General features: G+C 66.9%; 15 protein-coding genes. 4 read left to right on the forward strand and 11 right to left on the reverse strand.

All coding sequences use genetic code 11. From position 1 onward, the window contains the following. Positions 1–4: 4 nt before the first annotated feature. From rpoB to paaA, 11 genes are all read right to left on the reverse strand, one after another. Positions 5–4,135, reverse strand: a complete 4,131-nt coding sequence (gene rpoB / locus ACT54L_RS06610; RefSeq protein WP_476084752.1) for a DNA-directed RNA polymerase subunit beta — start codon at positions 4,133–4,135, stop codon at positions 5–7. Positions 4,136–4,398: 263 nt separating this feature from the next. Further along, positions 4,399–4,776 carry a 50S ribosomal protein L7/L12 gene (gene rplL / locus ACT54L_RS06615; protein WP_209104658.1) on the reverse strand — a complete coding sequence of 126 codons (378 nt, stop codon included), beginning with the start codon at positions 4,774–4,776 and terminating at the stop codon, positions 4,399–4,401. A 53-nt stretch (positions 4,777–4,829) separates the two neighbouring features. Then, complete coding sequence (gene rplJ / locus ACT54L_RS06620; RefSeq protein WP_209104659.1) at positions 4,830–5,348, reverse strand: 50S ribosomal protein L10; 519 nt, start codon at positions 5,346–5,348, stop codon at positions 4,830–4,832. Between the two features lie 732 nt (positions 5,349–6,080). Beyond that, positions 6,081–6,779, reverse strand: a complete 699-nt coding sequence (gene rplA, locus ACT54L_RS06625; protein ID WP_476084753.1) for a 50S ribosomal protein L1 — start codon at positions 6,777–6,779, stop codon at positions 6,081–6,083. A gap of 5 nt (positions 6,780–6,784) precedes the next feature. Continuing rightward, positions 6,785–7,234 carry a 50S ribosomal protein L11 gene (gene rplK / locus ACT54L_RS06630; protein WP_476084754.1) on the reverse strand — a complete coding sequence of 150 codons (450 nt, stop codon included), beginning with the start codon at positions 7,232–7,234 and terminating at the stop codon, positions 6,785–6,787. Between the two features lie 287 nt (positions 7,235–7,521). Continuing rightward, positions 7,522–14,361, reverse strand: coding sequence for a hypothetical protein (locus ACT54L_RS06635; protein WP_476084755.1), 6,840 nt, complete (start codon positions 14,359–14,361; stop codon positions 7,522–7,524). A 588-nt stretch (positions 14,362–14,949) separates the two neighbouring features. Next, positions 14,950–16,092, reverse strand: coding sequence for a 1,2-phenylacetyl-CoA epoxidase subunit PaaE (gene paaE, locus ACT54L_RS06640; protein ID WP_476084756.1), 1,143 nt, complete (start codon positions 16,090–16,092; stop codon positions 14,950–14,952). A gap of 12 nt (positions 16,093–16,104) precedes the next feature. Then, a complete protein-coding gene (paaD, locus tag ACT54L_RS06645; RefSeq protein ID WP_476085174.1) occupies positions 16,105–16,575 on the reverse strand; it encodes a 1,2-phenylacetyl-CoA epoxidase subunit PaaD in 471 nt (156 codons plus the stop codon). Between the two features lie 53 nt (positions 16,576–16,628). Next, positions 16,629–17,405, reverse strand: a complete 777-nt coding sequence (paaC, locus tag ACT54L_RS06650) for a 1,2-phenylacetyl-CoA epoxidase subunit PaaC (protein WP_476084757.1) — start codon at positions 17,403–17,405, stop codon at positions 16,629–16,631. A 58-nt stretch (positions 17,406–17,463) separates the two neighbouring features. Then, positions 17,464–17,751, reverse strand: coding sequence for a 1,2-phenylacetyl-CoA epoxidase subunit PaaB (gene paaB / locus ACT54L_RS06655; protein WP_209104664.1), 288 nt, complete (start codon positions 17,749–17,751; stop codon positions 17,464–17,466). A 177-nt stretch (positions 17,752–17,928) separates the two neighbouring features. Next, on the reverse strand, positions 17,929–18,915 hold the full coding sequence (paaA, locus tag ACT54L_RS06660; RefSeq protein ID WP_476084759.1) for a 1,2-phenylacetyl-CoA epoxidase subunit PaaA: 987 nt from the start codon (positions 18,913–18,915) through the stop codon (positions 17,929–17,931). Positions 18,916–19,349: 434 nt separating this feature from the next. Here paaA and ACT54L_RS06665 point away from each other — a divergent pair, with 434 nt between their 5' ends. The 4 genes from ACT54L_RS06665 (at position 19,350) to ACT54L_RS06680 (ending at position 24,200) form a co-directional block, all read left to right on the forward strand. Then, complete coding sequence (locus ACT54L_RS06665; protein ID WP_476084760.1) at positions 19,350–19,658, forward strand: alkylphosphonate utilization protein; 309 nt, start codon at positions 19,350–19,352, stop codon at positions 19,656–19,658. A 145-nt stretch (positions 19,659–19,803) separates the two neighbouring features. Continuing rightward, positions 19,804–21,213, forward strand: a complete 1,410-nt coding sequence (gene fumC / locus ACT54L_RS06670; protein WP_476084761.1) for a class II fumarate hydratase — start codon at positions 19,804–19,806, stop codon at positions 21,211–21,213. A gap of 102 nt (positions 21,214–21,315) precedes the next feature. Next, a complete protein-coding gene (locus ACT54L_RS06675) occupies positions 21,316–22,935 on the forward strand; it encodes an NAD-dependent malic enzyme (protein ID WP_476084762.1) in 1,620 nt (539 codons plus the stop codon). A gap of 2 nt (positions 22,936–22,937) precedes the next feature. After that, positions 22,938–24,200, forward strand: a complete 1,263-nt coding sequence (locus ACT54L_RS06680; protein ID WP_476084763.1) for a threonine/serine exporter family protein — start codon at positions 22,938–22,940, stop codon at positions 24,198–24,200. Positions 24,201–24,210 lie beyond the last annotated feature (10 nt).

Genomic DNA, 24,210 nt, shown 5'->3' on the forward strand with positions numbered 1-24,210 from the left:
GGCCTTATTCGGCCGCGGGCAGGTTCTCGCGGGTGCCGGGGGCGACGTTGCGCCCGGTCTTGGAATTCACCAGCTCGACATTGAGGCCGAGCGAGCGCATTTCCTTCACCAGCACGTTGAAGCTTTCCGGAATGCCGCTCTCGAACGTGTCCTCGCCGCGCACGATGGCCTCGTAGACCTTGGTGCGGCCGGCCACGTCGTCCGACTTCACGGTGAGCATTTCCTGGAGGGTGTAGGCCGCGCCATAGGCCTCCAGCGCCCACACTTCCATTTCGCCGAAGCGCTGGCCACCGAACTGCGCCTTGCCGCCCAGCGGCTGCTGGGTGACGAGCGAGTAGGGGCCGATGGAGCGGGCGTGGATCTTGTCGTCCACCAGGTGATGCAGCTTCAGCATGTAGATGTAGCCGACCGTCACGTTACGGTCGAAGGGCTCGCCGGTGCGTCCGTCATAGAGGGTGGACTGGCCGGACGGGTTGAGACCAGCCTTCTCCAGCTGCGCCTCGATGTCGGCCTCGCGGGCGCCGTCGAACACCGGGGTGGCCATGGGCACACCCTTGCGCAGGTTCTCCGACAGCTCGATCAGCTCGTTCTGCTTCAAGGGCTCGATCTCGGCCTTGCCGTAGACGCTCTCCAGAGCGCCGCGCAGCTTGGCTTCGTCGTGCGCCGCATAATAGGCATCGACCGCCGCCGCCACCTGGCGACCCAGGCCCGCGCAGGCCCAGCCCAGATGGGTTTCGAGGATCTGTCCCACATTCATGCGGCTCGGCACGCCGAGCGGGTTCAGCACGATGTCCACGTTGGTGCCGTCCTCAAGGAACGGCATGTCTTCCACGGGGACGATGCGCGAAACCACGCCCTTGTTGCCGTGACGGCCGGCCATCTTGTCGCCAGGCTGGATCTTGCGCTTCACCGCGACGAAGACCTTGACCATCTTCATCACGCCCGGAGGCAGCTCGTCGCCACGCTGGAGCTTTTCGACCTTGTCGAGGAAGCGCTGCTCAAGGCGCTTCTTGGACTCGTCATACTGGGCGCGCATGGCTTCGATTTCACCCATGAGGGTGTCGTCGGCCACCGCGAACAGCCACCACTGCGAGCGCGGGGTGTCACCCAGCAGCTCCTTGGTGATCTCCGTGTCCTTCTTGAAGCCCTTGGGACCGGCAATGCCGGGCTTGCCCGAGAGCATCTCCAGGAGACGGCCATAGACGTTGCGGTCCAGGATCGCCTGCTCGTCGTCGCGGTCCTTGGCGAGACGCTCGATCTCCTCGCGCTCGATGGCCAGCGCACGCTCGTCCTTGTCGACGCCGTGGCGGTTGAACACGCGCACTTCCACCACCGTGCCCGTCGTGCCCGGAGGCAGGCGGAGCGAGGTGTCGCGCACGTCGGCGGCCTTCTCGCCGAAGATGGCGCGCAGGAGCTTTTCTTCCGGCGTCATCGGGCTCTCGCCCTTGGGGGTGATCTTGCCCACCAGGATGTCGCCGGCCCGCACTTCCGCGCCGATATAGACGATGCCCGCTTCGTCGAGATTCTTCAGCGCCTCTTCCGAGACGTTGGGAATGTCGCGGGTGATTTCCTCCGGCCCGAGCTTGGTGTCGCGGGCCATGGCCTCGAACTCCTCGATATGGATCGAGGTGAACACGTCGTCCTTGACGATGTTCTCCGAGAGCAGGATGGAGTCTTCGAAGTTGTAGCCGTTCCAGGGCATGAAGGCGACGAGCACGTTCCGGCCCAGGGCCAGCTCGCCCAGCTCCGTGGACGGGCCGTCGGCGATGATGTCGCCGCGACGCACCTGGTCACCCACGCGCACCAGCGGACGCTGGTTGATGCAGGTGGACTGGTTGGAGCGCTGGAACTTCATCAGCCGGTAGATGTCGACGCCGGACTTGGAGGCGTCGGTCTCTTCCGTGGCGCGGATAACGATACGGGTGGCGTCCACCTGGTCCACCACGCCGGTGCGGCGGGCGGCGATGGCGGCGCCGGAATCGCGGGCCACGACGGCTTCCATGCCGGTGCCGACGAGGGGCGCCTGCGAGCGCACCAGCGGCACGGCCTGACGCTGCATGTTGGAGCCCATGAGCGCGCGGTTCGCGTCGTCGTTCTCAAGGAACGGGATCAGCGCCGCGGCCACCGACACCAGCTGCTTGGGCGACACGTCCATGAAGTCGACGCGGTCGGGTGACACCAGGAGCACGTCGCCCGCATGGCGGCAGACCACCAGGTCTTCCTCGAACTTGCCATTGGCATCGAGCGGGATGTTGGCCTGCGCGACGTAGTACTTCCCCTCCTCCATGGCGGAGAGATAGACCACCTCGTCGGTCACGTGCCCGTCCACCACCTTGCGGTAGGGGGCCTCGATGAAGCCGTACTTGTTCACGCGGGCGAAGGTCGCCAGCGAGTTGATGAGGCCGATATTCGGACCTTCCGGAGTCTCAATGGGGCAGATGCGGCCGTAGTGGGTCGGGTGCACGTCGCGCACCTCGAAGCCCGCCCGCTCGCGGGTCAGACCGCCCGGGCCAAGCGCCGAGAGGCGGCGCTTGTGAGTGATCTCGGACAGCGGGTTGGTCTGGTCCATGAACTGCGACAGCTGCGAGGAACCGAAGAACTCGCGCACCGCCGCCGCAACCGGCTTGGCGTTGATGAGGTCCTGCGGCATCACGGTGTCGATGTCGACGGACGACATGCGCTCCTTGATGGCGCGCTCCATGCGCAGCAGGCCGACGCGGTACTGGTTCTCCATGAGCTCGCCGACCGAGCGCACGCGGCGATTGCCGAGATGGTCGATGTCGTCGATCTCGCCCTTGCCGTCGCGCAGCTCCACCAGCGTGCGGATGACCGAGAGGATGTCCTCGCGGCGCAGCACGCGCACGGTGTCGGGGCAGTTCAGGTCCAGGCGCATGTTCATCTTCACGCGACCGACCGCGGACAGATCGTAGCGCTCGGCGTCGAAGAACAGCGAATGGAACATGGCCTGGGCGCTGTCGAGCGTCGGCGGCTCGCCCGGGCGCATCACGCGATAGATGTCGAAGAGCGCATCCTCGCGGGTCATGTTCTTGTCGGCCGACAGCGTGTTGCGGATGTAGGCACCCGTGTTCACGTGGTCGATGTCGAGGATCGGGATGTCGTTATAGCCGGTCTCCTCGAGCAGCTTCAGCAGCTTCTCGGTGACCTCGTCGCCCGCTTCCGCATGGATCTCGCCGGTGGCGGCGTCCACGAGGTCCTCGGCGATATACTGGCCGATCATCTCCTCGTCGGAGATCTTGAGGGCCTTGAGGCCCTTCTCGGCCAGCTGGCGGGCGGCGCGCACGGTCAGCTTCTTGCCGGCCTCGACCACCACTTCGCCGGTGTCGGCGTCCACCATGTCGGAGACGGCCTTGTAGCCCTTCATCCGCTTGGGATCGAACGGCATGCGCCAGCCGTCCTTGGCGCGGGAATACTGGATCTTCTGGTAGAAGGTATCCAGGATCTCTTCCGCGTCGAGGCCGAGCGCATAGAGCAGGCTCGTCACCGGGATCTTGCGGCGACGGTCGATGCGCGCATAGACGATGTCCTTGGCGTCGAACTCAATGTCGAGCCAGGACCCGCGATAGGGGATGATGCGCGCCGCGAACAGGAGCTTGCCCGAGGAATGGGTCTTGCCCTTGTCGTGGTCGAAGAAGACGCCCGGCGAACGGTGCATCTGGGAGACGATGACGCGCTCGGTGCCGTTGACAATGAACGTGCCGTTCATGGTCATGAGCGGGATGTCGCCGGTGTAGACGTCCTGCTCCTTGATGTCCTTGACGGACTTGGCGCCGGTGTCCGGGTCCACATCGAACACGATGAGACGCAGGGTGACCTTCAGCGGGGCAGCAAAGGTCATGCCGCGCTGGCGGCACTCGTCCACGTCATATTTCGGGGGCTCGAACTCGTAGCGCACGAACTCCAGCATGGCGGCGCCGGAAAAGTCGGAGATGGGAAATACCGACTTGAACACGGCCTGGAGACCGTCGTCCGCGCGCCCGCCCTTCGGCTCTTCGATCTGCAGGAACTGGTCATAGGACGCCTTCTGAACCTCGATGAGGTTCGGCATCTCAGCGACTTCCTTGATCTTGCCGAAGAATTTGCGGATCCGCTTGCGACCGGTGAACGTTTGCGCCATCTCGATCCTCGTCCGTCCTGGTCCTTGGGGTCCGGCCCTCCTGGACGCTCTCCTGCAAGGAAAGCAGCCGTGCCGGCCCATCGACCCCACACCGTCCGGCCGGAAAGGTGGGGGCGAAGCGCCATCCCTTTCCAAGCCGCGACGGCTCTCCGGACCGCCTGCCCCTTCAGGCCGTCCGGAGAGCCGTCCCCCTCGTCCCATCCGCCGTCCATGAACGGCGAAACAGGCGGCCCCGGAAACCGGGGCCGCCCACTTTCAAAAGCTCACTTGAGCTCGACCTTGGCGCCAGCCTTCTCGAGCTGGGCCTTGAGCTTCTCGGCTTCGTCCTTGGACACGCCTTCCTTGACGGGCTTGGGCGCGCCTTCGACGAGATCCTTGGCTTCCTTGAGGCCCAGGCCGGTGATGGCGCGGACTTCCTTGATGACCTCGATCTTCTTGTCGCCGGCAGCCGCGAGCACCACGGTGAACTCGGTCTGCTCTTCGACGGCCGGGGCGGCAGCAGCCGCGCCGGGGGCAGCCGCAACCGCGACGGCGGCAGCAGCGGAAACGCCCCACTTCTCCTCGAGGAGCTTGGCAAGCTCAGCGGCCTCGAGAACGGTCAGGGAGGACAGCTCGTCAACGAGCTTGGTCAGATCAGCCATTGTCGTTTCTTTCTAGATAGGTTCGAAATTCAGGTTTGCGAGATCCAACCGCCTCACGCGGCTTCGTCCTGCTTGGCATAGGCCCCAAACACGCGCGCGAGCTTCGCAGCCGGCGCCGTGGTGAGCTGGGCGATCTTGGTAGCCGGGGCCTGGATGAGGCCGACCAGCTTCGCACGCAGCTCGTCAAGGGACGGCATGGTGGCGAGCGCCTTCACACCGTCAGCATTGAGGGCCGTCTTGCCCATCGCGCCGCCGAGGATGACGAACTTGTCGTTACCCTTGGCAAACTCGACGGCAACCTTCGGCGCCGCCACCGGATCGCTCGAATAAGCGATGATGGTGGGTCCCTTCAGAAGGGACGCCACATGGGCGACGTCGGAGCCTTCCAGAGCGATCTTGGCGAGGCGGTTCTTCGCCACCTTCACGGTCGCACCCTCGGCCTTCATCTGTCGACGAAGCTTCGACATCTGGGCCACGGTGAGGCCGGAATAGTGGGCCACCACGACGACCGAAGTGGTCTTGAACACTTCGGCGAGCGTCGTGACGAGCTCTTGTTTTTCCGCTCGATCCACGTCTGGCTCTCTTTAAGCCTGTGGCGGAACCAGAGACTGGCTCCACCGGTTGCACCTTGCCGCCCGCACGAGAGTGACGTGCCCAATGTTGGACATGCCGCTCGCGGAACGCGCGACGCTCAATGCCCTGTCCCCTCGGATCCGGGTCACCGGCCACAAGGTGCTGGTTCGAACCGATCTGTTGCGGCAAGCTCGAGGCTGCCGCGCGAAATCCGTCTTCCCCGTCTATGCTGGCCCTCCAGGGGACCTTCCGGGCGGAAGGTCTGGCGAGGATTAAGCCACGCGTGAAGCGTGGCGCCCGCAGTCTCGGACAGGACTTCTGCCCGCCTGCGTCCCTGGCCGAAACCTGAGATTCAGACGAACATAAAGGCCGGGAGGGCGAACCCTTCCAGCCCCTCCGACGCCGTCTCCGGCGTGGAAGCCATAAACCCGCCTCGCCTCTCGGCAACGCGGGAACAGGGTGTATATAAGGTCAAGGCCGGCTTGTCACGCCCTCCCGCACTTTTTTCTCTTGACGCGGAAGCCGTCCTGTTACAGCCGCCAGACCCCCGCTCCGGTTCGGGGGAGCCACTGAAAAGGAGGCGCAAACGCCTGCGGCGGCACGATTTCACCCCGCGCGGGCAAGGCCCCTTCCTTTGCGCCCCTTGCAGGCCCCGAATGCAGAAAGGCCGGGCGCAGGGCCCGGCCTTTCAAGCTTTCTCGTCCGATCGCCCGCAGGCGATTCTGCGCCAATCAGGCGACGAGCACGGTGGACGGCTCCACCTTGATGCCCGGGCCCATGGTGGAGGACACCGCCACGCGCTGCACATAGGTGCCCTTGGCGCCGGTGGGCTTGGCCTTCACAACCGCGTCCACGAAGGCGCGGATGTTCTCGGCCAGCTTGTCCTGCTCGAACGAGGCCTTGCCGATACCGCCGTGGATGATACCGGCCTTCTCGACGCGGAACTCCACCGCGCCGCCCTTGGCGGCGGCGACGGCGCCCTTCACGTCCATGGTCACGGTGCCGACCTTCGGGTTCGGCATCAGGCCACGCGGGCCGAGCACCTTGCCGAGGCGGCCGACGAGCGGCATCAGGTCGGGGGTGGCGATGCAGCGATCGAAGTCGATCGTGCCGCCCTGGATGGTCTCCAGCAGGTCCTCGGCGCCGACGATGTCAGCCCCGGCGGCCTTCGCCTCGTCCGCCTTGGCGCCGCGGGCGAACACCGCCACGCGCACCGTGCGGCCCGAACCGTTGGGCAGGTTGCAGACGCCACGGACCATCTGGTCCGCATGGCGGGGGTCCACGCCGAGGTTGATCGCGACCTCGATGGTCTCGTCAAATTTGGCGGTGGCACGCTCCTTCAGGAGGGCGAGCGCCTCATCCAGAGAATAGAGCTTGGTGCGATCGATACCCTCGCGGGTGGCGCGGACGCGCTTGCCGTGATTCGCCATGATGCTCACCCCTGAACCTGGAGGCCCATGGACCGGGCCGAGCCTTCGATCATCTGAAGCGCGGCCTCAACGGTGTCGCAGTTCAGATCCTTCATCTTCTTCTCGGCGATCTCGACCATCTGGGCGCGGGTCACCTTGCCGACGGTCGCACCCTTGCCGGGGGTCTTGGAGCCGGAGCCGGGCTTCTTCTTCGTCTCAAGGCCGGCGGCCTTCTTGAGGAAGTAGGAGACCGGGGGGGTCTTCAGCTCGAAGGTGAAGGAACGGTCCTGGTAGACCGTGATCACGACGGGGATGGGCATCCCCTTCTCTTCCTTCTGCGTGGCGGCATTGAACGCCTTGCAGAATTCCATGATGTTCAGGCCGCGCTGACCGAGCGCCGGGCCGATGGGCGGCGCCGGGTTGGCGCTGCCAGCCGCAACCTGCAGCTTGACGTAACCGGTAATCTTCTTCGCCATCTCTAGCTCCCGTGAAACGCCGAATAGCCCGCGGATGCGGGCCAGCCGGCCAGGATTGCGTGGTCTGGATATTGGAGGTGCGTGGCGAAACGCCCGCCTCACCTCCCACGCCGCGACCGGAATGCCTCCCGGCCGCACTTCCCCGAAGGCGCAGGACGCCCCCAAGGGAGGCGCCTCCATATAGGAGGAGCGCCTCGGATGCAAGGGTCTCATCCCCTGGCGCACCGGGACGAGGGCCGCCCTGCCTTGCGCCCGCCCGCCCCTCCGTTCGCGGAGCGGCCGCCCGATCAGAAGGGAATGGCGAGCCGGGCGCTGAACTCCTGGGCCAGATAGTCCTGCCCGATCTGCGCCTTGTACTCGCCGCGCAGCTCGTAGCCCTTCACGTGGTAGAGCTGCACGCCCACCCCCAGATCCACCAGGGTGTCCGGCATGGATTGGGAGGACGTGTAGGCGGGCACATTGGCCCCCACGCCTTGCAAGGTCGCCTGCACATCCATGCTGTCATTGGACAGGAAGGTCATGCCGACGGTGGCGTAGGGCCGCAGCCAGTATTCCTTGCTGAGGTCCACCCGCGCGCCGATTTCCACATTGGGGCTGAAGGCGAAGGTCCACTCCTTCATGGACGCCATCTGCAGGTTGAGGCCACCGGCCCCGGTTTCCGCATAGCCGGGCATGTAGGTGTAGATCACATCGAAGTCGGCGTAGGGCTTCACGTACCAATTGTCGAAGGCGAACTCATAGGCCGCGCGGAAGCGGCCGCCCAGGGTGACCACTTCCGAGGAACTCTCGGCGAGCCAGGTGGCATTGCCAAGGCTCACATAGCGCTCATTGTCATAGCTGCCGAAGCCGAGATGGCCGGTCACCGACAGCAGCCAGGGGCCAAGCTGGCGCTTCAGCGAAACCGCGACATCGCCCGCCTGGCCGTCCGCGCTGGAATAGCCGTTTGCCGGATTGAAGTTCGAGGAGGTAAAGCCCAGCGTCGATCCGAGGAACCAGCCCTCGGCGATCTCCCGCTGCATGCCAATGCGGTAGGTGAGGCTGTCGATGGTGTAGCCGTTGACCTGCGCGGTGGAATATTGCTCCGCCCGGCCGGCGATGACCCGCGCCCAGGCGCAATCGGTCTCCTGAAGCATGGCGGAGGAGCCCGAGAAGGCGGGGCAGCTCAAGGACGCATGCATCGAGGTGCGCGCGCCGGTGGTCTGGGACACCGCCGAGGCATTGTTCTCTTCCGCCGAGAGGCTGTCGAGCTGGGACTGGTAGTTGGCGAGCGTCGAAATGCCGGCCAGGGTGGCGAACGTCGCGGCCTGGGTGGCGTCCGAATTGCCCCAGGACGCCTGGAGGTGCTGGGCCAGATTCTGCTCGCTCTGGGTCAGGCTGACCCCGGTGGGCTGGAAATTGGCCTGCGGCGCCACGCTCAGCTGGAGCGCGCCATTCACATTCACGGAGGTGGTGCTGCCGGGCGAGCGATCGCTGCTCACCATCCAGGTGATGACGTTCAGCGGCGAGGCCGCGATGGTGGCGTTGGCGTTGATGCCCTGGTTGGCGGTCAGGAAGGTGTAGGTGCCGGGCAAGAGGGTGCCGGTGGCATTGAACTGGATCTGCCCGCCCAGCTTCGCCGTGCCGGACACCGTATAGAGATCGGTGGTCTGCGTGCCCGTCTTGTTCACGTCCACCACCAGGGTGCCGGTCGGGGCCTGGATGAAGTTGCCGTTGATCTGCGTGGTCGCCAGCACCCCCGGGCCACCGGAATTCAGCACCCCGGCATTGGTGAAGGTGGCGGTGCCGAGATTGACGGCCGAGCTGAAGGTGCTGCCGCCGCTATAGAAGGCGCCGTAATTGTTGAAGGCGGACCCGGTCCCGGCCTGGCTGAAGTCGATGCCGCCCAGCAGCGTGCCATAATTGTTCAAGGTCGTGCTGCCGCTGCCGGTGGCGATCACGCTGGTGCCGGACAGGGCGCTCACCGTGCTGCCGCCCATGAGGTTGATGGTATTGGCAAGGCCGCCATCCACCTGGATCGCCGCGCCGGCATAGCTGCCGCCGACAAGGGTGCCGGCGAACGTAATGTCGATGGTGCCGCTCGGGGTGAAGATGGCGCCGGACGTGCCCTGCGTGCCGCTCTGGGCGAAGATGCCCACCGCGTTTTCGCCGGTGGCGGAGATGTTGCCGGTATAATTGATGCTGACGCCCTTGGCCTGGGTAAAGCTCTGCTCGCCCCCTTGCAAGATCGACAACACATTGGGCGCACGGGCGGTATTGCCGCTGGTGGTCGGCACGATCAGCCCGGAGATATCCGACACCGCTCCACCGCCGCCGCTCAGGCTCTGGGCGAAGATGCCGTGCGCGGACATGCCATTGGTGACGATGCTGGTGGTGCCGCTCCCGGCGGGCGCCGTGATGGTGACGAGCCCGCCGTTGCCCACGCCCATGGTGCCGGACATGAGCGCGCTGTAGCTGAAGCCCAGCGCATCCCACATGCCCGCATAGCCGCCACCGCCGCCGATGCTTTGTGCCAGGATGCCCGCGGCGCCGGCGCCGGAGGTGACGATGGTCGCCCCGCTGGCCAGGGACACCGTGACGGCCCCGCCATTTCCGAGGCCACCGCCCATGGAGCTGCCGCTGCCGAGCGAAATGCTGGCCGAGGAGCCCGCGCCATCGGTGGCAAAGCCGCCGCCGCCACCGATGGACTGCGCCAGAATGCCCATGGCGCCATTGCCGGAGGTGGAGATCGCCCCCGAATGGTTGACGGTCACCGCGCCGCCATTGCTCATCCCCGGCACGCTCTGCTGGAGGCCAAGCGTCAGCGTGACCGTGCCAGACGCATTGTCCAGCTGGGTCTGCAACTGGCCCAACAGAGCGTTGAGATCGATGTTGGAGGCCTGCGCCGTCTGGTTCAGCGCGGTCAACATGGCGTCAATGGCCGCGTCCACATCGGCGTTCACGCCGGTGATGTCGATGGGCGTGCCCTCATTGAGGAAGAAGATGCCGCCGCCGCCCCCCACGCTCTGGGCGACCAGCGCGTGCGCCTCCTCTCCCTGCGTGGAGATGGACCCGCCATTGGTGAGCGTCACCGTGCCCCCCTGCAGTCCGCCGCCCTGCGCCCCTGCGCCGCCCACCTTCACGGCGAAGTCCAGCGAGAAGGTCTGCGGATCGGTGGCCAGGCCGCCCACGCCGCCGCCGCCCCCCGCCGATTGGGCGAGGATGCCGAACGCGGAATGCCCGGAGGTGGCGATGTTGCCGGTGTTGTTGATCGTCACGATCCCGCCGGAGCCGGCCGCCCCGCCGCTGCCGCCCACGCCCACGCTGGCATTGGCGATCTCGCCACCGGCCACCGTCGCCGCGCCGCCGGTGCCGCCACCGCCGCCGATGGATTGTGCAAAAATGCCGAAGGCCACGTCCCCGACGGTCAGGATGTTGCCGGCATTGGTCACCGTGACGGCCCCGCCGTCCCCGCCGGCGCCGCCGCTGCCGCCCACGCCCACATTGGCGGAGACGGTGATGCCCGGCCACTTGTTCTCCGTCACGCCGAGCCTCTTGGAGAAGTTCGGCAGGTTGTTCATGATCCAGGACTTGGCGAGATAGATGATGCCATTCTTGGTCTCGTCGCCAATGGTGGAATCCATGAAACTGTCGCCGGAATCCGCCGTGCCCGAACCGCCATTGCCGCCGCCGCCGCCAACGGACTGGGCGAAGATGCCATGCGCTCCGTCGGCATTGGTCTTGATGGTGCCGGCCGTCTGGTTGGTGACGAGGATGGTACCGCCCACGCCCCCACCCGCGCCGGCGCCGCCCACGGAGACATTGACCGTGTAGGTGTCGCTGCCGCTGCCCTGGCCGGCGCCGCCCGTGCCGCCGCCGCCGCCCACCGACTGGGCGAAAATGCCCCGGGCGTCGGTGCCCAGGGTGGTGATGGTGCCGGAATTGGTGACCGTCACCGCGCCGCCGTCGCCGCCTCCAGCGCCCTGGCCGCCGATGCCCACGGAGACCCCGCCGCTGGTGCCGGTGGAAACCGGGATATGGCTGAGAAGGCCCAGGGACGAGGGCAAGCTGGTGGACAGCGCGGCCGTGCCGAGGCCGCCATTGCCACCGCCGCCGCCAATGCTCATGGCCAGGATGCCGTCCGCCGAATAGCCATTGGTGAACAGGGTGCCCGTATTGACCACATTCACGGTGCCGCCGACACCGCCGCCGCCGCCATTTCCGCCCACCGCCGTGGCCACGGAAACCTGCGGGGTCTTGCCATAGGTATAGCTGCTGGCGGTGGCATTGCCGCCCGTGCCGCCGCCGCCGCCAATGCTGTAGGCGGCGATGGCCGCGGACTGGCTGTCGAGCGTGGTGACGGTGCCGTTGTTGGTCACCCACACAGCGCCGCCCTCGCCCGCCGTGCCGCCCGTGCCGCCCACCGCCACGGACAGGCTGATGGCCGGCACTTCCCCATATCCGACCGAAAAGGCGTTGGCGCTCGCCTGGCCGCCGCCACCGCCGCCGCCGCCGATGCTCTGGGCGAGGATGCCCGGGGCATCCATGGCGGCCGTGGTGATGGTGCCGTTATTGGTCACCTGGACCGTGCCGCCATTGCCGCCCGGGCCGCCATTGCCGCCGATGCCCACGCTGACGCTGGGGCCAACGCTCACCGAGCTGGAGGAGGCTTCGCCGCCATTGCCGCCGCCGCCGCCCACGCTGACCGCCAGGATGCCCGATGCGCCGGTGCCGGTGGTGCTGATGGTGGCCATGTTGGTGACGGTCACAAGACCGCCATTGCCGCCGAGCCCGCCATTGCCGGCCACCGTCACGCAGACGGCCAGGCACCAGCCATCGGACGAGCCGCCATTGCCGCCGCCACCGCCAATGGAGGTGGCCACCACGCCGAAGGCCTCATAGCCGGCGGTGGTGATGCTGCCGGCATTCAGCTGCACCAGGACATTGCCGCCGGCGGAACCCGCCCCGGCATCACCGTCATTATGATCCACCGTCCAATCGGCCGTGCCGCCATTGCCGCCGAAACCGCCATTGGAAACGGCGAAAATGCCGAAGGCGTAGTCCCCTGCGGTGGTGACCGCGGTGCCGTAATTGGTGACCGCCACCTGATACTGGGTGTTGGCGCTGTTCCAGGTCATCGGGCCGCCACCCGCGCCGCCGGCCCCGCCCGTTTCGGACACGCCGCTCGTGGCCTCGCCGCCGGCGCCGCCGGCCCCGCCGGAACTTTCCGCAAAGACGCCATAGGCATTGGCGCCGGTGGTGGAGATCACCGAGGCGCCGCCCAGATTGACCGTCACATAATTGCCGCCGCCGCCCGCGCCGCCGACACCGCCGGTCCCCGAGCCGACCATTTCGCCGCCCGTGCCGCCGGCCCCGCCCTGGCTGAGGGCATAGATGGCGGCGGCGGCGGCGCCCTGGGTCACGATGGTGGTGTTGGACCAGGTGCCCACATAGACGGTGCCGCCATTGCCGCCCGCCCCGCCATTATAGCCGGTATAGGAGAAGGCCCCGCCATTGGCGCCGCCGGGTGCGCCGGTGCCCCCGACGGCCTCCGCGTCGATGCCCCGCGCGCTCGACCCCACCGTGGTGATGCTGCTGGTCGCGCCAGCGGCATTGCCGAGGGTGACCACGGTCGCCCAGCCGGGACCCGCCCCGGCTCCCGTGGTCGACCCCACATTGGCGCCGGCATTGCCGCCATTGCTGAGGGCATAGACGCCCGGCGACTGGCTGCCGCTGGTGGCCAGAGTGCCGGTGATGTTCGCGGTCGCCACATTGGCGGCGCCGCCCCAGCCGCCGGGGCCGCCAATGCCGCCGGTGCCGCCATTGGCGGTCAGGTAGATGGCGGGCGCGGACGCCCCCGTGGTGGTGTAGCCGCCGGCCGAGGGGGAGAGGTTGGCATTGACAGTGACGACGCCGCCGCGCCCACCATTGCCCGCGCCCACGTCGTCCGCCGAATTTCCGCCGGTGCCCCCATTGGCAGAGGCGCCGATGGCGGGCGCATTCAGCGCGGTGATGGTGCCGTTGGCGGTGATGTTCACCGTCCCGCCATTGCCGCCCACGCCGCCCGACGCATCGGTGAAGGCGGTGCCGCCATTGCCGCCGGTGCCGCCGCTGGACGACGCCCAAATGCCGAAGGCGGAGGCGGCGGACGTGGCGATGCTGCCGTTATTGGTGATGTTGACGATGCCACCATTGCCGCCGGCACCGCCCGGACTTGCATCGCCAAGCCCGGTGCTGCCGCCCACGCCACCCGCGCCGCCATCCACCTGGGCGACGATACCGGATGCGTAGGTGCCGGAGGTGGTGATGGCGCCATCATTGGTGATGTTCACCGTGCCGCCAGTGCCGCCGGTCCCGCCCACGTTGCCGGCGCCGGAGGACGGGTTACCGCTGCCCCCGCTGCCGCCGAGGCTGGTGGCCTGGATGCCGAAGGCGCCTTGCGAGCTGGTGGTGATGGTGCCGGAATTGGTGACGTTGGACACGCCGCCATTGCCGCCATTGCCGGGCCGGGCCGTATCCAGATTGGCAGCGCCGGCGCCACCGTCGCTGGTGGCGACCATGCCATTGCCGCTGGTATTGATGAGGATATAGGCCCCGGCGGTGTTGGTGGCATTGGCGGTGCCGCCATTGCCGCCATTGCCGCCATTGCCAGCGCCCGCCCAGGTCGAGGAATTCCCCCCCATGCCGCCGGCGCCGCCATTGGCCTGCGCCGTCAGGCCAGACCGACCGATGGTCCCGCCGACGGAAATGACGCTGGAATTGATGGCGGTCGCGGTGCCGCCCTGCCCGCCCGCGCCGCCATTGCTGCCGCTGTCCCAGCCCGCATCGCCGCCGGAACCGCCGGGACCGCCGGGCGACTCGGCATAAAGGGCCCAATTCAGCTGGCTGTGGTTTTGCACGGAGACGATGCCGCCCGTCCCGCCGGCGCCACCATTGTCGCTGTCGTCATTGCTGTTCCAGCCGCCGGAGCCATTGCTGGCGCCCGTCCACCAGGTGGCCCCATCGGTCCCGCAAAAGGAGGCCGAGCAGGAAATATTCTGCGCCCACGCTGCCCTGGAGGCGCCAAGATCGAGCGCCAACGGGCCGGCAAGGCAGGTGGCAGCCAGCAAAGCCCGCTTCAGGGCTTTGCGTCCAGACAGTGCGACGATCATAAAAGGCCCCCAAGCCCAAATCCCAGCCAAATCATCGGCAGCCGTCCCAGCAACGGCCACCCCCAAGCTCAGCCGCCCGCTGCAAAGCGGATCGTTCCGAGCCTGTCAGATTGCAGAACCGCACAAATATGGGGGAAGGGACCGTCGAACCCGCCGCCAGCACCGATGAGCGTCAGTAACCAACACCGTTCTATTCATCGCCACCGTCTATCACCACGGTCAGCGCAACAGATGCGGCCCATCTCGCCGGCGATGAACTCCTGCCTCCGCCCCCACTCAGCGACAATGCAGTCCACCACAACATGACGGTACGTGTAGCCCAGCGGAATGACAATAACACGAACATGAAGCCGACATTTTCGCGCATTAATTGTTCTCCATATTCACGGGACAGTTGCATATTTATCCATGTCTCACAACTTTTAGCATGTATTTCTTGGTTCAAATGGGCCGCTAAGCAACGCCTGACGTAGAAAAGGCCGGCCCCGAGCGGGACCGGCCTCCTGATGTCCATGTCTCTGAAAGGGGAGCGCTGCCGTGCGGCGTTGCGGCTCCTCGTTGCGGCTCCTCTTGGTGTCCGGCGGCGCCTCACACCTGATCGTAGTCGATCACCACCCGTGCGCTGGTGGGATGGGCCTGGCAGGTGAGGATGAAGCCCGCCTCCAGCTCCCAGCCTTCCAGCGAATAATTGAGGTCCATCTCGGCCGAGCCCTCCACCACCTTGGCACGGCAGGTGGAGCACATGCCGCCCTTGCAGGCGAAGGGCAGGTCCATGCCGGCCCGCAGCGCCGCGTCGAGGATCGCCTCGCCTTCCGCCACCGGCACGTCACGGCGCTTGCCGTCGACGATGAGGGAGGCGACATGGGCGGGGGCAGCTTCCGGGGCGATGACGGGCCTGGGACGCGGCTTGCCGCCATGGGCGGAGACGAAGCGCTCCACATGCACCTTTTCGGGGGGCAGGCCGAGATCCTTCAGCGTGCCTTCCAGCTCGTCGATCATGGCGGTCGGGCCGCAGACGAAGGCATGGTCCACGGCGGCGGCCGGCACCATGGCGGTGAGCAGCAGGCGCACCTTTTCCCCATTGAGGTGGCCGTTGAGCACCGGCAGGTCCTGCTCTTCCCGCGAGAGCACATGGAACACGGAGAGGCGGCCCAGGAAGCGGTCCTTCAGCTCCTCCAGCTCGGTGCGGAAGAGGATGTCGGACGTCGTGCGGTTGCCGTAGAACAGATAGAAGCGGCTGTCCGGCTCGCGCGAGAGCACGCCGCGGGCGATGGACAGGACCGGCGTGATGCCCGAGCCGGCCGCGAAGGCCACATGGATGCGGCCATTGCCGGGATCGCTTTCCAGGCCGAAGCGGCCGGTGGGGGTCATCACGTCGATGGTGTCGCCGGCGGCAAGGTTCGCATTCACCCAGCCGGAAAAGACCCCGCTCTCCACCTGCTTCACCGCCACCCGCAGCTCGCCGTCATCGGGCCCGGAGCAGATGGAATAGGAGCGGCGCACCTCTTCCCCGTCGATGGTGGTGCGCAAAGTGAGATACTGGCCGGGTGCGAAGGCGAAGTCGGCGGCCAGATCGGCCGGGACGGCAAAGGTGATGGACACCGCCTCCGGCGTCTCCCGGCGCACCTCGCGCACGGTGAGCGCGTGGAATCTCGGCACGGCGCGCCCCGCGACGGGGGGAACGAGCGGGCTGCCGCCGGTCGCGGCATTGGTCTCAATGGCGGTGGACATGGCGTTTCCCGTTCAATGGCATTTGAAATAGTCGAAGGGTTCCCGGCAGACGTTGCAGCGCCACAGGGACTTGCAGGAAGTGGAGCCGAAGGCCGCGATCTCCGACGTGTCGGTGGCCCCGCATTGCGGGCAGGCCACCTGGTCCTCGCCGAACAGCGCCCGGCGCCCTCCCCCCTGGGCGGGAGGGGCGATACCATAGGCGCGCAGCTTGTCGCGGCCGTCCTGGCTCATCCAATCGGTGGTCCAGGCGGGGGAGAGCACCGTCTTGACGGTGACGGGGCCAAGCCCCGCTTTCTCAAGCGCCAGCTCGATCTCCAGCGCGATCATGTTCATGGCCGGGCAGCCGGAATAGGTGGGCGTGATCAGCACCTCGATCCGCCCATCCACCAGCCGCACGTCCCGCAGCACGCCGAGATCGGCAATGGTGAGCACCGGGATTTCCGGGTCCGTCACCTGGCCCGCCACGGCGCGGGCGCTCTCCAGGAGGCGCGCCTCCGGCCCGGTTCCGGTGCCGGAGAGCGCCCCGAGGGGCTGGTTCACCAGGTGGCTCCGGGGAAGGTGCGCTGAAGATATTGCAGCTCGGCGAGCAGATGGCCGAGATGCTCGGAATGCCGGCCCTGCCGTCCGCCCTTGTGCATCCAGGTGCCGGCGGGAAGGGTGAGCGTCGCCTCGGCGAGCACCGCATCCACCTTGGCCTTGAAGCCGGCGCGCAGCGGCTCGGGGTCCACAGCCACGCCCGCCTCGATCAAGGCGCGCTCGGCCGCGTCCACCTCGAACAGCTCGCCCGTGAAGGCCCAAAGCTCGTCCACCGCCGCCTGGGCGCGCTGATGGCTCTCCGCCGTGCCGTCGCCGAGGCGGATGATCCATTCGGCGCAGTGGCGCACATGATAGGCGCTCTCCTTCTCCGCCTTGGCGGCGATGGCGGAAAGCGTCGCGTCGGACGAACCCATCAGCGCTCGCCAATAGGGGTCGATGAAGGCGGAATAGAAGAACTGGCGCACCATGGTGCGCGCGAAGTCCCCGTTGGGCTGCTCCACCAGGAGCAGGTTCTGGTAGTCCCGCTCGCCGCGCAGATAGGCGAAGGCGTCCTCGTCATGGCCGGCGCCTTCCACCTCGCCCGCATAGCTATAGAGCGCGCGCGCCTGGCCGATGAGGTCGAGGCCCATATTGGCGAGCGCCATCTCCTCTTCCATGAGGGGGGCATGCCCGCACCATTCCGAGAGGCGATGGCCGAGGATCAGCGCATCGTCGGCGCGGCGCAGCAGATAGCGCACGAGCGGAATGTCCGCCACTTGGATGCTGGAGGTGGCCATGATGTGTCCCTCTTGCCGTTTCCCTTGCCCTGTCTTGTTCTGAACGTGCCGGGCACGTTCACATGTGGCCGACTTCCTCGGGCACTTCGTAGAAGGTGGGGTGGCGGTAGATCTTCGAGGCGGTGGGCTCGAACATCATGTCCTTGTCCGCCGGGTCCGAGGCCGTGATGGCATTGGAGGGGACCACCCAGATGGACAGGCCCTCGCCCCGGCGGGTGTAGAGGTCACGGGCCGCCTGGAGGGCGAGGGTGGCATCGGCCGCGTGCAGCGAGCCCACATGCTTGTGGGCCAGGCCATTGCGCGAGCGGATGAAGACTTCCCAGAGCGGGATGGCATTGACGGGCATCGCGTTTCCTCCTGTTGGCAGACGGCCCCACCTGTCGCTCGGGGGCGTTCACTGCGTTTGGCGGCGACATCGTTGGTTTATTCGTGCGGGTGCCGCCGGACTCTCGCCCCGCTCACCCTCTCCCCACCTGGAACTCCCCTCCCCCGCAAGCGGGAGAGGGGGCGCGTCGTGCCGGGGTCAGGCGGCGGCCTTGGCCTTGCGCTTCTCGGCGAAAGCGAGCGCGGCATCGCGCACCCAGGCGCCGTCGTCGTGCGCCTTGCGGCGGGCGGCCATGCGGTCGCGGTTGCAGGGGCCGTTGCCGGCGATCACCTGCTTGAACTCCTCCCAGTCGATGGCGCCATATTCCCAGTGGCCGGTCTCTTCATTGAGCTTGAGGTCCGGGTCGGGAAGGGAGAGGCCCAGATAATGGGCCTGCGGCACGGTGGCATCGACGAACTTCTGGCGCAGCTCGTCATTGGAGAAGCGCTTGATCTTCCAGCGGGTGGAGGCGTCCGAATGCTGGCTGGCCGCGTCGGGCGGGCCGAACATCATCAGGCAGGGCCACCACCAGCGATTCAGCGCGTCCTGCGCCATCTCCTTCTGCTCGGCGCTGCCCTTGGCCAGCGTCAGCATGATCTCGTAGCCCTGGCGCTGGTGGAAGGATTCCTCCTTGCACACCCGGATCATGGCGCGGGCATAGGGGCCGTAGGAGCAGCGGCACAGCGGGATCTGGTTCATGATCGCCGCGCCGTCCACCAGCCAGCCGATGGCGCCGATGTCCGCCCAGGTCAGGGTCGGATAGTTGAAGATGGACGAATATTTCGCCTTGCCGGACAGGAGCTGGTCCACCAGTTCCTCGCGCGAGGTGCCCAGCGTCTCGGCGGCCGCATAGAGATAAAGGCCGTGGCCGCACTCGTCCTGCACCTTGGCGAGCAGGGCCGCCTTGCGTCGGAGCGAGGGGGCGCGGGTGATCCAGTTGCCCTCGGGCAGCATGCCGATGATCTCGGAATGGGCATGCTGGGAGATCTGCCGGGTCAGCGTCTTGCGATAGGCGGCCGGCATCCAGTCATTGGGCTCGATGCGCTGCTCATCGTCGATGCGCGCCTGGAAGCGCGCGAGCAGCGCGGCATCCTCCAGCGTACGGTCGTTGGCGTCGGGATTGGCGTTGAGAGCCTGCGTGTACATGCGGTCCTCCCTATCTTGAAAAAATTATATGTGACGAAATTTAAGATCACAAGTGATTTTTGTAACATGTTTAGGATCGGTGATGCCGATCGGCCCGCTACGCGGTGCGCCTTGCATGCCAGCTTCGCCCCCTCCTGGCCTTCCCGGGCCTTGCCCCCTCCCCGGCCCTCCCCCGCTTCGCGGGAGAGGGGGTCATGGCGCGCCCGGCGGCGCGCCTCCGCACCAAGCTTCCGGCCTCCCTCCCGCACTGTCCGGCCCCCTCTCCCGCTTGCGGGGGAGGGTTGGGGAGGGGGAGGGCTCGGCGGCTGGTGCGGGCAGCGAACCCGCACGGCACGCCGCCTCAGAAAGAGAAAGCAGCCATGCCGCCGCCGGCCTCGCTTTCGCTTCACGGCCTCGTGTATGGTCCGCGCCCCATCCCAACCTGGAAGGACGCCATGAGCACCGACGGCGATTATGTGTATGACGATGCCACCGGCGAATGGCTGAGCCCCGAGGATGCCGCCGCCCGGAAGGGCGAGGCCGGCGCTGGCGTCGAGGTGCGCGATTCTCTCGGCAACCTGCTCCAGGACGGTGACAGCGTGACCCTCATCAAGGACCTGACGGTGAAAGGCGCCGGCCAGACGCTGAAGCGCGGCACGGTCATCAAGACCATCCGCCTCACCGGCGACGCCCAGGAGATCGACTGCCGCTATCCCGGCATCAAGGGCCTGGTGCTGCGCGCGGAGTTCGTGAAGAAGGTCTGACACGACCCTGGCGGTGGCGCCACACTGCGACACCACAAGTCATTGCCAAAATGGATGAAACTCTCATTGCCTCGGGCGTCATGAGTGATTTGCATCCGACCCTCATTGTGAGCAGTCTGGATGAAATCACAAAAATGGGGCGGCCATGACTGAGATGCGGACCGAAACCGACAGCCTGGGCGAAGTCCAGGTTCCCGCGGACAAGCTCTGGGGCGCGCAGACGCAGCGCTCCCTGGAGCATTTCAGCATCGGCAAGGACCTGATGCCGCGGGAAATGATTACCGCCTATGCCACCCTCAAGAAGGGCGCGGCCGCGGCCAACCACAAGGGCGGGCGCCTGCCGGACGAGCAGTTCAAGCTCATCACCGCCACCTGCGACGAGATTCTCGCCGGCCAGCACCACGACATGTTCCCGCTGCATGTGTGGATGACCGGCTCGGGCACCCAGTTCAACATGAACGTGAACGAGGTGATCTCCAACCGCTGCTGCCAGATGGCGGGCAACCCGCTGGGCGCGAAGACGCCGGTCCATCCCAATGACCACGTCAACATGTCCCAGTCGTCAAACGATTCCTTCCCCTCGGCGATGCATATCGCGGTGGGCGTCAACGCCACCACCCGCCTGATCCCGGCCGTCACCGCCCTGCGCGATGCCATCGCGGCCAAGGCGGAGGAGTGGAAGGACATCGTCAAGATCGGCCGCACCCACATGCAGGATGCCACGCCCCTGACGCTGGGTCAGGAATGGTCGGGCTATGCGGGCATGCTGACCGATGACCTGGAGCGCATCGACGACGCGCTGAAGGGGGTCTATCGCCTGGCTCTGGGCGGCACGGCCGTGGGCACCGGCATCAATGCCGCCCCCGGCTTTGCCGAGGCGGTGGCGGCGGAGATCGCCGCCCTCACGGGCCTTCCCTATGTGACCGCGCCCAACAAGTTCACGGTCCAGGGCGCCCATGACGCGCTGGTGCAGTTCTCCGGCACGCTGCGCACGCTTGCCGCCTCGCTCTACAAGATCGGCAACGACATCCGCCTGATGTCGTGCGGCCCGCGCGCGGGCTTTGCCGAGCTCATCATCCCGGAGAACGAGCCCGGCTCCTCCATCATGCCCGGCAAGGTGAACCCCACACAGGCCGAAGCGCTGACCATGCTGGCCGTGCAGATGATGGCCAATGACGTGGCGGTAGGCTTTGGCGGCGCCAGCGGCTATCTGGAGATGAATGTCTACAAGCCGCTGATGATCTTCAACATCTGCAACTCGATCACGCTGGCCACCGACGGCTGCACCAATTTCCGTCGCTTCCTGGTTGAGGGCACCAAGCCGAACCTGAAGAAGATCGCCGAATATGTGGACCGCTCGCTCATGCTGGTGACGGCCCTTGCCCCGGTGATCGGCTACGACAAGGCCTCCAAGATCGCCCACCACGCCATGGACAACGACCTCACCTTGAAGGAGGCGGCGCTGGAACTGGCCTATGTCACCGAGGACGAGTTCCACCGCGTGGTGGACCCGACCAAGATGGTGAAGCCCTACGTCGCCCACGAAGGCGACTGAGCGCCGTCCAATCCCCCCGCCGGCCCCGCGCCGGCGCCTTCCTGCCGGGCGGCCGCTCATGGCCGCCCTGTTCCTTGTCCAAGGACAGCATTGGGGCCTTCCATGACCGCTACCGGCTTTTCCCTCCTGCACGATTCCGAACTCAATCGCGGCAGCGCCTTCGCCGTGGAAGATCGGGCGCGCCTGGGCCTCGAAGGCCTGCTGCCGCCCGGCGCCGATACGCTGGAGACGCAGGTCGCCCGCGTGCACCTGCAACTGGAGCAGCTCGACAACGACCTGCAAAAGTACCTGCTGCTGAGCGATCTCCAGGCCCGCAACCAGACGCTCTATTACGCCACCCTCATGTCCGACCCGGCGACCTTCATGCCGCTGGTCTATACCCCCACCGTGGGCGAGGCCTGCCAGAAGTTCGACCATTTCCTGCGTGCCACGCGCGGGCTCTATCTGCCCATCACCGCCAAGGGGCGCCTGAAGTCCCTCATCGCCAACTGGCCGTACAAGGACATCCGCTTCATCGTCGTCACCGACGGCGAGCGCATCCTCGGCCTCGGCGATCTCGGCGTGAACGGCATGGGCATTCCGGTTGGCAAGCTGGCCCTCTATACGGTGTGCGCCGGCGTTCCCCCGGAGATGACGCTGCCCATCACGCTGGATGTGGGCACCAACAACGCCACCTACCTGGACGACCCGCTTTATCTCGGCCTGCGCCAGCAGCGGGTGCGCGGGGCGGAATATGACGCCTTCATCGAGGAGTTCGTCACCGCCATCACCGAGCTCTATCCCAAGTGCTGCATCCAGTGGGAAGACTTCGCCAATTTCCATGCGGTGCCGATCCTGGAGCGCTACAAGGACCGCACTTGCACCTATAATGACGACATCCAGGGCACGGCGGCCGTGGCGGTCGCGGGCATTTATGGGGCGCTCCGCATCTCCAAGGAGAAGCTCACCGATCAGACCTTCCTGTTCCTGGGCGGCGGCTCGGCGGCCACCGGCATCGCCGAGCTCATCAGCGAGGCCATGGTGCTGGAAGGCATCACCATCGAGGAGGCCCGCGCGCGCTGCTGGCTGTTCGACATCAACGGCCTGATGGTGTCCTCGCGGACCGATGTGGCGGATTTCCAGAAGCCCTTCGCCCACGACCATGCGCCGTTGAGCTCCTTCGTCGAGGCCATCGAGCAGTTGAAGCCCACCGGCATCGTCGGCGTCTCCACCGTGCCCAAGCTGTTCAACCAGGCGGTGATCGAGGCCATGGCCAAGATCAATGCCCGCCCCATCATCTTCCCCTATTCCAACCCCACCTCGCGCTCCGAATGCACGGCGGAAGAGGCCTATAAGTGGTCGGAGGGACGGGCCATCTTTGCCTCGGGTAGCCCCTTCCCGCCGGTGAAGCTGGGCGACAAGACCTTCATCCCCGGCCAGGGCAACAACGTCTATATCTTCCCGGCCATGGGCATGGCGGTGCTGGCGACCCAGGCCACCCGCGTCACCCAGGACATGTTCATCGTCGCCGCCCAGGCGGTGGCCGAGCTGGTGACGCAGGAGGAGCTGGACAGCGGCCTCATCTATCCGCCCCAGCACGACATCCGTGCCGCCTCCCTCCATGTGGCCGCGCGCATCGCCGAGCGGATCTTCGACAAGGGCCTTGCCCGCGTGGAACGGCCCGCCGACATTGCCGCCCATATCGAGGCCATGGCCTATCTGCCCGCCTATCCGGCGGTCTGACCATGGGGGATGCATCGCCGGCCGGTGAGGAAGAGGTCATCGCCCTGTTGCGCACCTGCACCCGTCTTCTGTTCTGCAACGGACAGACGACGGAGCGCACCGTGCGCAACGTCACGCGGCTTGCGGCCCATTTCGGCCTGACGGTGTCCGTCGGGCCGCGCTGGGGCGAAGTGGCGCTGCGCTTCATGAGGCCGGGCCAGGGCGAGCGGCTTGAAATCGTGCCGGCCATTCCCGCCGGCGTGGAGATGCACAAGGTCACGGAGACCTTGGAGGTCATGGACGCGGTGCGGGCGGGCCATCTGCCCCCCGCGGCAGCGCTCGACCGCCTCGCGGCGGTGGAGCACCTGGCGCCGGTCTCGCAGTTGCGCTTCGCGGCCCTTGCGGGCGCAGGCGCGGCGGCGCTGTCGGTGATCTTCGGCGCCACCGATCCGGTCACCATTCTCCTGGTCTTCGCCAGCGCCTTCGCCGGTGCCGTCCTGCGCCGGTGGCTGGCGCGGGTGGCGCCCACGCCCCTGCCCCAGCCGCTGGGGGCAGCCTTCCTCGCGGGCATCGTGGCCGTGGGCATCGCGCGGCTGCTGCCCTCCAGCGCCGTATTCGTTATCGCGCTGTGCCCCTGCATGGTGCTGGTGCCCGGGCCTCATCTCCTGAATGGGGCCATCGATCTGGCGCGCATGCGCCTGCCGCTCGCCCTCGAGCGCCTGTCCTATGCGGGGCTGCTCATCCTTCTCATCACGGTCGGCCTGCTGGCGGGCCTGTCGGTCGGTGGCCAAAGCATCCCGCTCACCCCCGGCGGCGCCAATGTGGCCCTGCCGGTGGACATGATCGCGGCCGGCATTGCGGTGGCCGCCTATGGCACCTTCTTTTCCATGCCCTGGCGGCGCTTGCCCTTGCCCATGGCGGTTGGAATGGTGGCACATGCGCTGCATTGGGGTGTCCTGGCGGTGGGCGGAGGTGCGGCTCTGTCGTCCTTCGTCGCCTGCCTCTTCGTGGGGGCCGTGGTCACCCCCCTCAGCAACCGCCTTCACATGCCCTTCGCCGCCTTCGCCTTCGCCTCCGTGGTCTCACTCATCCCCGGCTCCTATGTGTTTCGGATGGCGGACGCGCTCATCGGCATGGCCAATGCGGGCTCTGCAGCCGCGCCCCAATTGCTGACGGCGGCGGCGGTCTATGGCACCACCGCCATGGCCATCATGGTGGCCATGGCTTTCGGCCTCATCCTGCCGAAGATGCTGATCGAGGACATCGATCCCCCGGCCGATCTGTGAAGCCTCGGTC

It is taken from the genome of Aquabacter sp. DMC10, from assembly GCF_056314145.1.